The organism is Sphaerotilus uruguayifluvii, assembly GCF_013294065.1.
Lineage (GTDB): Bacteria > Pseudomonadota > Gammaproteobacteria > Burkholderiales > Burkholderiaceae_C > Sphaerotilus > Sphaerotilus uruguayifluvii.
This window is the reverse complement of the sequence record NZ_JABSNM010000008.1, coordinates 1-15,501: the sequence shown is the minus strand read 5'-3', so window position 1 is coordinate 15,501 and position 15,501 is coordinate 1. Positions and strand designations below refer to the sequence as shown.

The 15,501-nt window shown below is 71.3% G+C and carries 8 protein-coding genes and 1 pseudogene; 7 read left to right on the top strand and 2 right to left on the bottom strand.

Translation table 11 applies throughout. The annotated features are described in order from the left end of the window. The first annotated feature begins 9 nt into the window (after nucleotides 1-9). The 5 genes from pyrF (at nucleotide 10) to HNQ01_RS10225 (ending at nucleotide 6,503) form a co-directional block, all read left to right on the top strand. Nucleotides 10-834: an orotidine-5'-phosphate decarboxylase gene (gene pyrF / locus HNQ01_RS10245; RefSeq protein ID WP_173805302.1), complete on the top strand. Its 825-nt coding sequence runs from the start codon at nucleotides 10-12 to the stop codon at nucleotides 832-834. A gap of 62 nt (nucleotides 835-896) precedes the next feature. After that, nucleotides 897-2,729: an ABC transporter substrate-binding protein gene (locus HNQ01_RS10240; protein WP_353621682.1), complete on the top strand. Its 1,833-nt coding sequence runs from the start codon at nucleotides 897-899 to the stop codon at nucleotides 2,727-2,729. A gap of 96 nt (nucleotides 2,730-2,825) precedes the next feature. After that, the gene (locus HNQ01_RS10235; protein ID WP_173805300.1) at nucleotides 2,826-4,910 is read left to right on the top strand and encodes an acetoacetate--CoA ligase; all 2,085 of its coding nucleotides are present in this window, start codon (nucleotides 2,826-2,828) and stop codon (nucleotides 4,908-4,910) included. A gap of 208 nt (nucleotides 4,911-5,118) precedes the next feature. Then, entirely contained in the window at nucleotides 5,119-5,655 is a 537-nt protein-coding gene (locus HNQ01_RS10230) for a hypothetical protein (RefSeq protein WP_173805298.1), read from the top strand. 350 nt (nucleotides 5,656-6,005) lie between these two features. Beyond that, the gene (locus HNQ01_RS10225; RefSeq protein ID WP_217427492.1) at nucleotides 6,006-6,503 is read left to right on the top strand and encodes a SixA phosphatase family protein; all 498 of its coding nucleotides are present in this window, start codon (nucleotides 6,006-6,008) and stop codon (nucleotides 6,501-6,503) included. 13 nt (nucleotides 6,504-6,516) lie between these two features. On the opposite strand, the gene HNQ01_RS10220 is transcribed toward HNQ01_RS10225, so the two are convergent. Next, nucleotides 6,517-8,694 (bottom strand): glycoside hydrolase family 9 protein, encoded by a 2,178-nt coding sequence (locus HNQ01_RS10220; RefSeq protein ID WP_173805295.1) that lies wholly within the window; start codon nucleotides 8,692-8,694, stop codon nucleotides 6,517-6,519. 206 nt (nucleotides 8,695-8,900) lie between these two features. On the opposite strand from HNQ01_RS10220, the gene uvrA reads away from it, so the two are divergent. Next, on the top strand, nucleotides 8,901-14,624 hold the full coding sequence (uvrA, locus tag HNQ01_RS10215; RefSeq protein WP_173805293.1) for an excinuclease ABC subunit UvrA: 5,724 nt from the start codon (nucleotides 8,901-8,903) through the stop codon (nucleotides 14,622-14,624). A 128-nt stretch (nucleotides 14,625-14,752) separates the two neighbouring features. Beyond that, nucleotides 14,753-15,316, top strand: a complete 564-nt coding sequence (locus HNQ01_RS10210) for a PEP-CTERM sorting domain-containing protein (protein WP_173805291.1) — start codon at nucleotides 14,753-14,755, stop codon at nucleotides 15,314-15,316. Between the two features lie 99 nt (nucleotides 15,317-15,415). On the opposite strand, the pseudogene HNQ01_RS10205 reads toward HNQ01_RS10210, so the two are convergent. Next, nucleotides 15,416-15,501: pseudogene (locus HNQ01_RS10205) on the bottom strand (IS5/IS1182 family transposase); the annotation flags it as partial.

Here is a 15,501-nt window from a genome sequence, read left to right as displayed (position 1 = left end):
AGTCCCGCGATGACCTTCACCGACCAGCTCGCCCGCGCCACGCGCCAGAACCAGTCCCTGCTGTGCGTCGGCCTCGATCCGGAACCGTCGAAGTTTCCCGGCGCCTGGGCCGGCGACGCCTCGAGGATCTTCGACTTCTGCGCGGCGATCGTCGACGCGACGAAGGATCTGGTCTGCGCCTTCAAGCCGCAGATCGCCTACTTCGCCGCGCACCGCGCCGAGGACCAGCTCGAACGGCTGATGGCGCACATGAAGGCGGTCGCGCCCGACGTGCCGGTCATCCTGGACGCCAAGCGCGGCGACATCGGCTCGACGGCCGAGCAGTACGCCCGCGAGGCCTTCGTGCGCTTCCAGGCCGACGCGGTGACGCTGTCGCCCTTCATGGGCCGCGACACGATCGACCCCTTCCTGGCCTACGCGGACAAGGGCGTGATCCTGCTGTGCCGCACCTCCAACCCCGGCGGCAACGACTGGCAGATGCAGCGCCTGGCCGACGTTCCCGGCCAGCCGCGGCTGTTCGAGCACCTGGCGCACCTGGCGCAGACCGAGTGGAACACCACCGGCCAGATCGGCCTGGTGGTGGGCGCAACCTTCCCCGCCGAGATCGCGCGGGTGCGCGAGATCGCGCCGACGCTGCCGCTGCTGATTCCGGGCGTGGGCGCGCAGGGCGGCGATGCCGAGGCCACCGTGAAGGCCGGCCTGACCGAGGCAGGCACCATCGTCGTCAACAGCTCGCGCGCGGTGCTCTACGCCAGCCGCGGCGAGGACTTCGCCGAAGCGGCGCGCCGCGTGGCGATGGCCACCCGCGACCAGCTCGACGCCGCGCGGGCCTGAAGCGGAGCACGGCGCCCGGGGTGACGATAATCGGCGGCGATGCCTTTGCTGGAGCCGCTGCCGTGACCCTGACGCGACGTGATCTGCTGGCCGGTGCCGCCGCCGGCGCCGGACTGACCGGCACCCCGGACTGGCTGCACGCCGCCCCGGCGAGCGCAGGCACCGCGGCCGGCCCCCGGCCGAAGGTGCTGCGCTACGCCTTTCCGGCCTCGGAGACCGGCTTCGATCCGGTCCAGCTCAGCGACATCTACTCGCTGACCGTCACCGCCAACATCTTCGAGTCCCCGCTGGACTACGACCCGCTGGCCCGGCCCTTCCTGATCCGGCCCGGCACCGCGCTGGCCCTGCCCGAGATCGCCGACGACCACCGCAGCTTCACGCTGAAGCTGCGCCCGGGCATCCTGTTCCACGACGATCCGGCCTTCAAGGGCCGCGCCCGCGAGCTGGTCGCCGAGGACTACATCTACACGATCAAGCGCTTCTACGACCCTGCCACCAAGAGCCCCGGCCACAGCTCGCTGGAGGAGCAGGGCATCGTCGGCCTGCGCGAGCTGCGCGAGGCCGCGCTGAAGTCGAAGCAGCCCTTCGACTACGACCGGCCGGTCGAGGGTCTGACCGCGATCGACCGCCACACGCTGCGCATCCGCCTGCGCGAGCCGCGCCCGCGCTTCCTCTACACGCTCACCGGCCTGCCGGCGATGGCACGCGAGGTGGTCGAGTTCCACGGCGACAAGATCATGGAGCACCCCGTCGGCACCGGCCCGTTCCGGCTCGCCGAGTGGCGGCGCAGCTCGAAGATCGTGCTCGAGCGCTTCAAGGGCTACCGCGACCTGCGCTACGACGCCCAGCCCAACGCCGACGACGCCGAGGGCCAGGCGCTGCTGGCGCGCTTCAAGGGCCGGCGCCTGCCGATGATCGACCGGGTCGAGATCGCCATCATCGAGGAGGCGCAGCCGCGCTGGCTGGCCTTCCTGAACGGCGAGCAGGACCTGCTCGAGCGGGTGCCGTCCGACTACATCCCGCAGGCACTGGTCAAGGGCGAGCTCGCGCCCCATCTGGCGAAGAAGGGCATCCGCCACAGCCGGGTCGCCGCCAGCGACGTCACGCTGACCGTCTTCAACATGGAGGATCCGGTGGTCGGCGGCCTGGCGCCGGAGCAGGTGGCGCTGCGCCGCGCGATCTGCCTCGGGCTGGACATCCCGCGCGAGATCCGCCTGGGCCGGCGCGGCGAGGCCATTCCCGCGCAGGCCGGCGTCCCGCCGGGCACCTACGGCTTCGACCCGCTGCTGCGCACCGAGCAGGGCCGCTTCGACCCGGCGCGCGCCCGCGCGCTGCTCGACACCTGGGGCTGGACCGACCGCGACGGCGACGGCTGGCGCGAGCGCCCCGACGGCACGAAGCTCACGCTGGTGATGCTGTCGCAGTCCGACCAGACCAGCCGCCAGCTCGACGAGATCTACAAGAAGAACATGGACACGCTGGGGCTGCGCCTGGAGCTGAAGGTCGGCCAGTGGAGCGAGAACCTCAAGTCGACCCGCTCGGGCAAGTTCATGATGTGGCGGGTGGGCTCCTCGGCCGGCTCGCCCGACGGCCAGGGCTCGCTCGAGCGCGGCTACAGCCCCGCGGTCGGCAAGGGCAATCTCGCGCGCTTCGTGCTGCCGGCCTTCGACCGGGTCTACGACCGCCTGACCGCGCTGCCCGACGGCCCGGAGCGGCTCGAGGCCTTCCGCGAGGCCAACCGGCTGCTGATCGCCTGGGCGCCCTACCGCCATCATGTGCACCGCATGGTCACCGACCTGATGCACCGCCAGGTCGTCGGCTACCGGCGCCCGCCGTTCTGGCTGAACTGGTGGAGCTGGATCGACATCGACGACGACGCGGCTTCGTCGAGCTGAAGATGCGCTGACAGTCCGGGGCGCGACCCCGGAAGGCGGGCCGTTTCTGATAAAAAGTTGGCAAATTCAATCCAACCTCAGGACAGGACCCCGCCCATGGCGCTCCCCGAGCCCCGGATCACCCTCTTTCTTCGCTGGCTGGCGCAGGAACGCCGGCTTCGCTTCGAGCATTACGACGATCTCTGGCAATGGTCGGTCGACGACCAGGACGCCTTCTGGGGCGCGCTGTGGGACTGGTTCGACATCGAGTCGCCGGTCGAGCCGGTGGTCGCGCTGGCCGACGGGCGGGTGCCGGGCGCGGTCTGGTTTCCCGGCACGCAGCTGAACTACGCGCGCCAGGTCTTCCGCCACGCCGACGAGGCGCACGGCGCCGACATTCCCGCCATCGTGTTCCGCAACGAGATGCTGCAGGACGCCGGGCGCACGCTGCGGGTGAGCTGGCCGGAGCTGCGCCGCGAGGTCGCCTCGCTGGCGGTGGCGATGCGCGGCATGGGCGTGCAGCGCAACGACCGTGTCGCCGCCTACCTGCCCAACGCGCCGCAGACGGTGGTGGCCTTCCTGGCCTGCGCCAGCCTCGGCGCGATCTGGTCGGTCTGCTCGCCCGACATGGGCGCCGGCGCGGTGCTCGAGCGCTTCCGCCAGATCGAGCCCAAGGTGCTGATCGGCTGCGACGGCAGCACCTGGGGCGGGCGCGACCATGACCGACGCCCGCTGCTGCACACGCTGCTGGACGGCCTGCCCTCGGTCGAGCACATGATCCTGTGGCCCTGCCTGGACCGCGACGCCGAGGCCGACGAGTTCGCCGCCCCCGGCCGGCGCGCCTGGGACCTGCGCCCGCTGCTGGCCGGCAACCCGTGGAACTTCGAGCCGGAGTGGCTGCCCTTCGACCACCCGCTGTGGATCGTCTACTCCAGCGGCACCAGCGGACTGCCCAAGCCGATCGTGCACGGCCACGGCGGCGTGATCCTCGAGCACCTCAAGCTCAACGTGCTGCACAACAACCTCGGCCCCAGCGTCGACACCGGCGACGTCTTCCACTGGACCACCTCCAGCGGCTGGGTGATGTGGAACCTGCAGGTCGGCGCGCTGCTCGGCGGCACGACGATCGCGCTGCACGACGGCCACCCGGCGGGCCGCGCCGACGCGCCCGACTGGGGGCTGCTGTGGCGCTTCGCCGCCGAGACCGGCACGACCCACCTCGGCGCCGGCGCCGCGGTGCTGACCGCGATGTCGCGCTCGGGCATCGAGCCGACGCAGGCCGCCGACCTGTCGGCGCTGCGCGCGGTCGGCTCGACCGGCTCGCCGCTGCCCGCCGAGGTCCATGCCTGGCTGCAGCAGCAGCTGCCGCCGCAGGACGAGGGCCGGCCGATGTGGATCAGCTCGATCGCCGGCGGCACCGACTTCGCCGGCGCCTTCGTCGCCGGCCTGCCGACGCTGGCCAACCCGCCCGGCGAGATCCAGTGCCGCTGCCTCGGCGCCGCGGTCGAGGCCTGGGGGCCGCCGCAGGCCGACGGCCGCGGCGAGCCGCTGACCGACGCCGTCGGCGAGCTGGTCTGCACCCGGCCGCTGCCGTCGATGCCGCTGTACTTCTGGAAGGACGAGGGCGACCGCCGGCTGATCGAGAGCTATTTCGAGACCTATCCCGGCCACGACGGCGTCGGCGCGGTCTGGCGCCACGGCGACTGGATCCGGCTGGTGCCGCACCCGCAGGAGGGTCGCACCGGCGCGGTGATCCTCGGCCGCAGCGACGCGACGCTGAACCGCCGCGGCGTGCGCCTGGGCAGCGCCGAGATCTACAGCGCGGTCGAGGCGCTGCCCGAGATCGCCGACAGCCTGGTCGTCGACCTGCACGACGCCGGGCATCCGGACGGCGAGATCGTCATGCTGGTCGTTCCGGCCCGCGGCGCGGTGCTCGACGAGACGCTGGCCGGGCACATCCGCACCCGCATCGCGACCCAGGTCTCGCCGCACCACCTGCCCGACCGCATCCTGGCCGCGCCGGCCATCCCGCGCACGCTCTCGGGCAAGAAGATGGAGCTGCCGGTGCGCCGGATGCTGCAGGGCGAGCCGGCCGATCGGGTCATGAGCCGCGACGCCGTCAGTCCGCCCGAGATCGTCGACTGGCTCGAGCAGCTTGTCGCGGATCAGGGAATACCCCGGCCGGCAGGCGGGATCATGTGACGATCTGCATCGATCCAGTTACCAGGCGCTTCGAAACAGCCGCCAAATGAAACAATCACCCTGAGGCGGAAATCGTGGTTCTGATGGGAATTTTTCACAGATTCATCCGAAAGAGGGGGAAAAAGCTCCCTGTCGGAGGCGGCTGAAAAACCTGTCGGCACCAGATCTGGTTACGTCCTGGCCAACGAGGCATGCGCCAATCACGGCCATGCCCAGCCGACCTGCTGCCCGCCACGCCCTGCACCGCACCGCCAGCCGCATGCGCCGCGTCGTGCGCATCGTGCGCCGGCGTCCGGGCTCGGTGGCGACGCTGCTGGCGCTGATGGGCGGCACGCTGCTCGGCAGCGGCGGCGCAGCCCAGGCCAAGGGCGCCGGCGTGACCGGCGAGACGAAGATCGGGCGCCAGATCCGCCTGCGCTACAGCGAGCCGGTCCAGCCGCGCAGCGGCTGGAACGCGCAGATCGCCAGCTTCGGCGCGCCCCAGGCGGCCTCCGGCCGGCCGGGCTCGCGGATCCGCGGCAGCGCGATCGCCGAGCTGCCGCTGGATGCGCGCACCCGCGCCTATGGCCGCATCGAGACCGAAATGAAGACCCGGCGCGACGAGCCGGGCCGGGCGCTGCAGGTCGGCGCCGGTGCCGGCGTGAGCTGGCAGCTGTCGAACGAGACGACGCTGCAGGTCGAGGTCGGCAATATGCCCGGCCAGAACCGCGGCCAGATGAGCGTCATGCTGCAGTGGCAGCTCTGAGACGCCGATAAGAAACCCGTGCGGCAGGCCCCCCGGCGGGCGTGCCGCACCGGGGATGGCGCTGTTGGAATCTGTCGAGATTCCATCGCCACGGGGACCCGGTGCAGCGAGCGCCAGAACGGCCCCCCGGTCGATCCGGAAACGGATTCCAACAGCCTCCTCGTCATCCCTCGGGCCCCGCCGCAGCGCGGCGGGGCCACCCTCTTGGCCCGCGCCATTCCCGCACCGTTCCCGCTCCGCTTCCACGCCTCTTTCCTCCGGCGGCGCGTCACGCCGCTGTCATGGGCGGGTCATGCCCGCACGGGATACTGGGCGCCCGCGTCCTCGCTCCTGCGCCCGTCCCCGCGCCCGTGCCCGTGCTCCAGCAGATCCTCTTCCTTCGCCATGCCACCGCCGAGGACCGGCTGTTCGCGCCGGTCGACGCCGAGCGCGCGCTCATCGACAAGGGCAGGCGCCAGACCCGCGCGGTCGCGCGCTTCTGCCAGCGCCAGACGCTGCTGCCGGCGCGGCTGCTGTGCAGCCCGCTGCGCCGCGCGATCGAGACCGCGACGCTGCTCGGCGACGAGCTGCCCGAATGCCCGCGCCCGCAGGTGGTCGACTGGCTGAAGCTCGACACGCCGACCGAGCTCGCGCTGGCCGGCGTGCTCGAGCAGGTCGCGCACGGCGACGGCCCGCTGTGGCTGGTCGGCCACGAGCCGGACCTGTCGGCGCTGATCAGCCGGCTGCTCGGCAGCGAGCAGCCGATCCTGCGCATCAAGAAGGCCTCGCTGACCTGCCTGGAGATCGAGCCGGGCAGCGGCGCGCCGGCGCGGCTGCTGTGGTCGATCCCCTGCGCGCTGATGGACTGACCCGGAGGCGGCCTCAGGGGCAGGCGGCGGTCTTCAGCGTCAGCGCCGGGCTGGCGGCCGAGACGTTGCCGGCCAGGTCGCGCGCGCGCAGCGTCAGCGTGTGGCTGGTGTTGCAGCTCAGGCCGGTGAGCGTGCGGGTGCTGCCGAGCAGGCCGCCGGCCAGCAGCGTCGAGCCGTTGTACAGGTCGTAGCCCGCGACGCCGACGTTGTCGCTGGCGCTGCTCCAGTTCAGCACCGCGCCGGTCGCGGTGATCGAGCCGGCCGTCAGCTTGGCCGGCGCGGTCGGCGCCTGGGTGTCGGCCGGCGCCATCAGGCGCGCGAGCAGCTGCACGTAGGCGGCCTGGTAGTAGATCGCCGGCTCGGTGAGCTCCCAGGAGTTTTCCGGCCAGCCGGTGTTCCAGTCCTTGTAGGCCTTCTGCGGCGGCTGGCTCGACACGCCCGCGACGCTGCCGGTGTAGGTGCGGTTCGGTCCGCCGGCCAGGTAGCCCGGCGCCGGGCCGCGCGCCGAGGTCTTCGTGCTGTCCCAGACGGTGCCGTTGGCGAACCAGGTGTGATAGATCTCGGTCAAAGAGGACTCGGCGCCCCAGGCGCCCATGTTCGACAGCATCACCAGCCCGAGCGGATTGGCGCCGTGCAGCCAGTGCAGGTGCTGCTCGGCGATCTGGCGGTAGAGCGCGGCGCTGCCGGTGTTGAGCCTGAAGGCCTCGAAGTCGAGGTTGATCAGGCCGGCGTTCGAGCGGGTCATGTCATGGCCCCAGTTGAACTCGGCGTCGGCCAGGTGGGCGCGGTAGAGATCGGTGCCGTTGCTGCCGCCGTTGAAGTCGGTCAGCGAGACGACGCCGTTCTGCGCCGCCTTCTGGCTGCGCAGGTTGGACGCGACGGTGGCCGACACGCCCGGCTGGCCGGCGTGGCGCAGCAGCGCGACCTGCATCGGCGCCCAGTACGGGCCCCACCACCAGAGGCTGTACGGGCGCACCCGGGCGTAGTTCGCCTCGACATGGGCGCGGTACTCGGCCTTGCCGGTGGCCTCGTGCAGCGCGATGGCCGCCAGCACCGAGGACTCGAGCTGGCCCTGCGCGTCGACGTCGGCGTCGCCGGCCTTGATGTCGCCGTCGTCGCAGGAAGTCTGGAAGCTGGTGAAGCCGCTGGTGGTGACCTTCGCGCGGGCCCAGGCGGCCTCGGCGCGCGCCAGCAGGTCGGCCGCGTAGGCGGCCTGCGACGCGAAGCCGCGGTAGACGACATGCGACGCACCGAACATCGCCGCGCCGGCCAGCGTCGCCGAGGTGCATTCGGGCAGGTAGTAGCGCGGGCGCGCATCGGCGCTCGGCGGCGAGACGTCGTTGTAGTTGTCGACGCCGACCTTCAGGAACAGGCCCTTCGTGCCGCTGGCGTCCTGCATGCGGCGCAGGAAGTCGAGTTCCCACTTCAGCTCGTCGAGCAGGTCGGGCAGGCCGTTGCCGGACTCGGGAATGCCGAGGTCGTCGCGGAACACGGCCGGGCTCATGCGGTAGGCGTCGAGCAGCTGCAGCACCGCCGACTGCGCGAAGGTCACGTACTTGTTGGTGTCGCCGGCGTCCATCCAGCCGCCGGAGAGATCGCGCGCGGTCGTCGCATTGCCCTTGGCCCAGCGGCTGGTGGCCGAGCGGTCCTGCCCGGCGCGCTCGTAGGCGGCGGCGTCCGCCCAGCGCGCGTCCACGTAGGGCGCGACCTTCGCGTGGTTCAGGCGCTGCATGTAGAACATCCGCACCGCCTGGCGCAGCACCGCGTCATAGGCACCGGCGCCGATCTCGAAGCGGCCCGAGCCGACCTGGCGCGCGCTGTCCCAGACGTAGTAGGAGCCGGCGGCGGTCAGCGCCGAGAAGTCGTAGTGCCAGCCGCGGTCGCCGGACTGCGCGTGCGTGGCGCCGCTCTTCCAGGCCTGCAGCGTGCCGGTGTGCACGACGACATCGTCGGCCCAGCGGCGGATCTGGTACTGGCCGCTGCCGGTGCCCGGCGCGAAGGCCTCGGCGGCATTGAAGCCGGCCTGGGGGTCGACGACCACCGCCACCTTCTGCATCGACGGCAGATAGCCGAACTGATCGACCTTGAGCCACGGCACGGTGGCCGACGGCGCCGCGACGGCCGCCCCGCACGACAGCAGCAACGACAGGCCGGCGCACAGGCGCGGCCGCGAGGACTTGGTGGTGTTCATGGATTCCCCCGATGGCTTCCGATGGTCCTCCGTGCACCCGTTCACGGAAACCGGGCGGTATTGTGCGACATTTTTCGTTTTTTTCATTTGAGGATGATCGACATCAAGCACGGAATCAGGCCTCGAACGGCAGTAACCCGGAGCCCCCCTGCGGTACGGGCCATCCCTAGAATGTTCCGTTTCGCCCGTCAGAGAGACCTCCCGCGATGTCCGGCCTGATCCGTATCCGTGGTGCGCGCCAGCACAACCTGAAGAACCTCGACCTCGACATCCGCACGGGTGAGCTGACGGTGGTGACCGGCCCGAGCGGCTCGGGCAAGTCGTCGCTGGTCTTCGACACGCTGTACGCCGAAGGACAGCGCCGTTACGTCGAGACCTTCAGCGCCTACGCGCGCCAGTTCCTCGACCGCATGGACCGCCCGGCGGTGGACGCGGTCGAAGGCGTGCCGCCGGCCATCGCCATCGACCAGACCAACCCGGTGCGCACCAGCCGCTCCACGGTCGGCACGATGACGGAGCTGAACGACCACCTGAAGCTGCTGTTCGCGCGCGCGGCGCGCTTGTTCGACCAGGACACCGCGCGGCCGGTGCGCGAGGACGACCCGCAGAGCATCTGGGCGGACCTGAAGGCGCGCAGCGAGGCCGCCGGCGATCCGCGCTTGGTGGTGACCTTCCCGGTCGAGTTGCCGGGCAGCGTCACGCCCGAGGAAATCGAGCAGTGGCTGGCCGCCAGCGGCTACACCCGCGTGCAGGCCGAGCGCGAGGTCGCCACGCCGACCGGGCCGCGCAAGGTGCTCGACGTGGTGGCTGACCGCTTCCGCTTCTCGAACGCCGAGAAAGGCCGCGTGGTCGAGGCGCTGGAGGCGGCGCTGAAACGCGGCAGCGGCCGCTGCAACGTCTACGCCGGCGCGGACGAGGCGCAGGCGATCTGGCGCTACAGCCAGGGCCTGCACTGCCCCGAGTCGGATCGGCGCTACGGCCATCCGCAGCCGGCGATGTTCTCGTTCAACTCGGCCTACGGCGCCTGCGAGGCCTGCCGCGGCTTCGGGCGGGTGATCGGCGTGGACTTCGGGCTGGTGATTCCGGACGGGCGCAAGACGCTGCGCGGCGGCGCGGTCAAGCCGCTGCAGACGCCCGCCTGGGCCGAATGCCAGGCCGACCTGATGCGCTGCGCCGGCGACGCCGGCATCCCGCGCGACACCGCCTGGAACCAGATGAGCCCGGCGCAGCAGGCCTGGGTCATCGACGGCGCGCCGGACTGGAACGGCGACTGGAAGACGCACTGGTACGGCATCCGCCGCTTCTTCGAGTACCTCGAGAGCAAGACCTACAAGATGCACATCCGTGTGCTCTTGTCGAAGTACCGCAGCTACACGCCCTGCGGCGCCTGCGGCGGCGCGCGGCTCAAGCTGGAATCGCTGCTGTGGCGCCTGGGCGAGAAGGCCGAGGCCGACGCGGTGCTGGCGCCGGCGAAGCGCTTCCTGCCGGTCGGCGTGGCCTGGTCGCGCGAGCAGCTCGAAGCCCTGCCCGGCCTGAGCCTGCACGACCTGATGCTGATGCCGATCGCGCGGCTGCGGCAGTTCTTCGACACGCTCGCCCTGCCCTCGCAGCTGCTCGACGACGCGCTGGAGCTGCTGCAGGACGAGATCCGCCACCGGCTGAAATACCTCTGCGACGTCGGCCTGGGCTATCTGACGCTGGACCGGCAGAGCCGCACGCTCTCCGGCGGCGAGGTGCAGCGCATCAACCTGACGACCGCTCTGGGCACGTCGCTGGTGAACACGCTCTTCGTGCTGGACGAGCCCTCCATCGGCCTGCACCCGCGCGACATGGACCGCATCAACCAGGCGATGGCGCGGCTGCGCGACGCCGGCAACACGCTGGTCGTCGTCGAGCACGACCCGGCGGTGATGCTGGCGGCCGACCGCATCATCGACCTCGGCCCCGGCCCCGGCACCCAGGGCGGGCGCATCGTCTTCGACGGCACGCCCGACGAGCTGAAAGGCGCCGAGACGCTGACCGGCGCCTACCTCGGCGCGCGGCGCACCATCGGCCTGGGCCTGGCGCGGCCGGTGCTCGACAGCACGCCGCGGCTGATCCTGGAGGGCGCACGCCAGCACAACCTGAAGAACGTCACCGCCGAGTTCCCGCTGCAGCGGCTGGTCTGCGTCACCGGCGTGAGCGGCTCGGGCAAGTCGACGCTGATCCAGGACGTGCTGGCGCCGGCGCTGGCGCGCCATTTCGGCCAGGCGACCGAATCGCCCGGCGAGCACGACCGCCTGCTCGGCGCCGAGCAGCTCACCGACGCGGTCTTCGTCGACCAGAGCCCGATCGGCAAGACGGCGCGCTCCAACCCGGCCAGCTTCGTCGGCGCGTTCGACGCCATCCGCGAGCTGTTCGCGGCGCTGCCCGAATCGCAGCAGCGCGGCTACGGCGCCGGCATGTTCAGCTTCAACGCCGGTGACGGGCGCTGCCCGACCTGCGGCGGCTCGGGCTTCGAGCACGTCGAGATGCAGTTCCTGTCGGACGTCTACCTGCGCTGCCCGGACTGCGACGGCACGCGCTACCGCGCCGAGATCCGCGAGGTGCAGATCGAGCGCCTGGGCAAGGCGATGTCGATCGCCGACGTGCTGGAGCTGACGGTGGCCGACGCCGTGCGCCTGTTCGCCGACGACCGCGAGGTGGTGCGCGCGCTCTCGCCGCTGGCCGATGTCGGGCTGGACTACGTCAAGCTCGGCCAGCCGGTGCCCACGCTCTCCGGCGGCGAGGCGCAGCGCCTGAAGCTGGCCGGCTTCCTGGCCGAGGCCGCGAAGAACGCCACCGCGAGCAAGCAGAAGGTGGCGAAGAAGGGCACGCTCTTCCTGTTCGACGAGCCGACCACGGGCCTGCACTTCGACGACATCGCCAAGCTGATGCGGGCCTTCCGCAAGCTGCTCGAGGCCGGCCACAGCCTGCTGGTGATCGAGCACAACCTGGACGTCGTGCGCGCCAGCGACTGGATCGTCGACCTCGGCCCCGACGGCGGCGACGCCGGCGGCGAGCTGGTCGCCGAGGGCACGCCGGCCGATCTGCGCGCGCACCCCACCAGCCACACCGGCCGGGCGCTGCGCGAGTACGAACACCAGCTCGGCCAGCCCGCCGCGCTGAGCGCCGAGGAAGGCACGCCGCTGCAGACGATCGCCAAGGCCCGCCGCGACCTCGCCCGCCAGGCACAGAGCGACGCCATCCAGATCGTCAACGCCCGCGAGCACAACCTCAAGGGCCTGTCGGTCGACATTCCGCGCGGCAAGTTCAGCGTCATCACCGGCGTGTCGGGTTCGGGCAAGTCGACGCTGGCCTTCGACATCCTGTTCAACGAGGGCCAGCGCCGCTATCTGGAGAGCCTGAACGCCTACGCGCGCTCGATCGTGCAGCCCGCCGGGCGGCCGGAGGTGGACGCGGTCTGGGGCATTCCGCCCACCGTCGCCATCGAGCAGCGTCTGTCGCGCGGCGGCCGCAAGAGCACGGTGGCCACCACCACCGAGGTCTGGCACTTCCTGCGCCTGCTCTACGTGAAGCTGGGGGTGCAGTACTGCCCGGCCTGCAGCGACTTCCACGCGCCGCCCGACACCTGGGTCGCGGTGCGGCCGCAGACGCCGGAATCCATCGCCTCGCAGCTGCTGAAGGAGTACCGCGGCCAGCACATCGGGCTGCTGGCGCCGCTGGTCATCGGCCGCAAGGGCCTCTACACCGACCTGGCGAAATGGGCCAAGGGCAAGGGCTACACGCAGCTGCGCGTCGACGGCGAGTTCCTGCCGACCGACAAGTGGCCCAAGCTCGACCGCTACAAGGAGCACACGCTGGAGCTGCCGGTGGCCAGCCTGCTGGTCGACGTGGACCACGAGGCCGAGCTGCGCCGCGCGCTGGCCGAGGCGCTGGAGCACGGCAAGGGCGTGCTGCATCTGCTGACGCCGCTGAAGTCCGCCGGCACCAGCGCCAAGGCGCTGGCCGCGTCGCTGGAGGCCGGCTTCCAGTCGAGCGCCTTCCGCAGCAAGGCCAAGGTGTTCTCGACCCGGCGCGCCTGCCCGCAGTGCGCCACCAGCTACCCCGAGCTGGACCCGCGCATGTTCAGCTACAACAGCAAGCACGGCTGGTGCCCGGACTGCGTCGGCACCGGCCTGGCGCTGACCCGCGAGCAGCGCAAGGCGCTGGACGACAGCCAGCAGGACGACGACAAGGGCCGCGAGAAGACCTTTGCCGAACCCGAGGTCGAGGGCTTGGAGGACCAGCCCTGCGGCACCTGCGGCGGCGCGCGGCTCAATCCGGTGTCGCAGGCGGTGCGCTTCCGCGACGCCTCGATCGCCGAGGTGGCGGCGAAGTCGGTCGACGACGCCCGGCGCTGGCTCGACGGCCACAAGCTCGACGGCCGCGAGGCCGCGATCGCGCGCGACGTGGCGGTCGAGATCCGCAGCCGGCTGGCCTTCCTCGGCCAGGTCGGGCTGGGCTATCTGACGCTGGACCGCGCCGCGCCCACGCTCTCCGGCGGCGAGGCGCAGCGCATCCGGCTGGCGGCGCAGCTCGGCAGCAATCTGCAGGGCGTGTGCTACGTGCTGGACGAGCCCACCATCGGCCTGCACCCGCGCGACAACCGCATCCTGCTCGACGCGCTGCACAAGCTGGGCGCCAGCGGCAACACGCTGGTGGTGGTCGAGCATGACGAGGACACCATCCGCCGCGCCGACCACATCATCGACATCGGCCCGGGCGCGGGCAAGCGTGGCGGCCGCGTGATCGCGCAGGGCACCGCGGACGAGCTTCAACGCAACGCCGATTCGCTGACCGGCCGCTTCCTGAACGCGCCGCTCAAGCACCCGACCCGGCCGCGCCGCCCGGTGGACGCCGAGACGCCGGGCCTGCTGCTCCGCGGCGCCACGCTGCACAACCTGCAGGGCGTGGACGTGGCGGTGCCGCTGGCGCGGCTGGTGGCGGTGACCGGCGTGTCGGGCTCGGGCAAGTCGACGCTGGCGCGCGACGTGCTGCTGCGCAACGTGCAGGCGGTGGTGACGCACAAGGCTGCCGGCAAGAAGGCCGGCGAGCGCCCGGCCTGGGTCGGCTGCGCCGGGCTGGACGGCTGGAGCAACGTCGACCGGGTGCTCGAAGTCGACCAGACGCCGATCGGCAAGACGCCGCGCTCCTGCCCGGCCACCTACATCGGCTTCTGGGACACCATCCGCAAGCTCTTCGCCGAGACGCTGGAGGCCAAGGCGCGCGGCTATGCCGCCGGGCGCTTCAGCTTCAACACCGGCGACGGCCGCTGCCCGGCCTGCGAGGGCCAGGGGATGCGCACGATCGAGATGGCCTTCCTGCCCGACGTGAAGGTGCCGTGCGACCAGTGCTTCGGCGCGCGCTTCAGCCCCGAGACGCTGGCCGTGACCTGGCGCGGCAGGAGCATCGGCGACGTGCTGCAGATGGAGGTCGACGAGGCGGTGGAGTTCTTCGCCTCGATGCCGAGCATCGCGCACCCGCTCAAGCTGCTGCAGGACGTCGGCCTGGGCTACCTGACGCTGGGCCAGCCCTCGCCCACGCTCTCCGGCGGCGAGGCGCAGCGCATCAAGCTCGTCACCGAGCTGAGCAAGGTCCGCGACGACGTGACCCGCCGCGGGCAGAAGGCGCCGCACACGCTCTACGTGCTCGACGAGCCGACGGTGGGCCTGCACATGGCCGACGTGGAGAAGCTCATCCGCGTGCTGCACCGCCTGGTCGACGCCGGCCACAGCGTCATCGTCATCGAGCACGATCTCGACGTCATCGCCGAGGCCGACTGGATCGTCGACCTGGGCCCGGACGGCGGCTCAGGCGGCGGGCGCGTGGTGGTGGCCGGCACGCCGGAGGCGGTGGTGAAGAGCCGGAGCCACACGGGGGTGGCGCTGAAGCCGCTGCTCAGGCGGTGAAGCCGAAAAACTGCGCTTTCTGATCCCCGGTTTCATTTGGCGGCGCAGATGCTCCCGGGGGCGTGGGGTTAAGGCGCGAGCGCATCCGATGGATCCTTGCTGCATCCGTTTCAAGCAGGGAGATCCCCATGAAGTCCACGTCTTCCGCCCTTCTGGGCCTGGTGGCCGCCGCCGCCCTCGGCCTGTGCGCCCCGGCCCGCGCCGCCGACACGATCACGTTCGACGGCCTGACGATGTCGGACTACACGTCCTTCTCGAGCTATCTGGAAGACGGCTACGTCTTCACGCTGGTCGCGCCGAACGCCTCGGTGCCGCACATCGGCGACGGCACGAACGTGCCGGGCACGCTGAACTGGCACGACGGCTACGACAACGGCCACAGCGCCTACATCCAGATGACCCGCCAGGACGGCGCCGCGTTCGACGTGTCGAGCTTCGACTGGCAGACCACCTCGGTCCTGAAGGTCTCGTCCGGCTCGCTGTCGCAGAACTTCACGCACGGCTCCGGCACGGCCCAGCTGAGCTGGACCGGCCTGAGCTACCTGAACTTCACCACCCCGGGCTACGCCGGCATCGACAACGTGTCGGTCGCCCCGGTCACCCCGCCCGTCCCCGAGCCCGAGACCTTCGCCCTGATGATCGCCGGCCTCGGCGCGCTGGCCTTCATGAGCCGCCGCAGCAAGATGGACTGATCAGGCGCCTCGCCTCGGATGGGATCAAAGGCCGGCTTTGCCGGCCTTTGTTTTTGGGGTGGTGTGGCGCGGCAGCGGCGGTGCGCTCTCAGAGCGTGTTCACGATCTCCTGAGGAGCAAGGCCAGAAAGGCGAGATGGACGAACTGCAGGCTGGTGTTGAGCCAGCGCTCGCAGTTCTTCCACA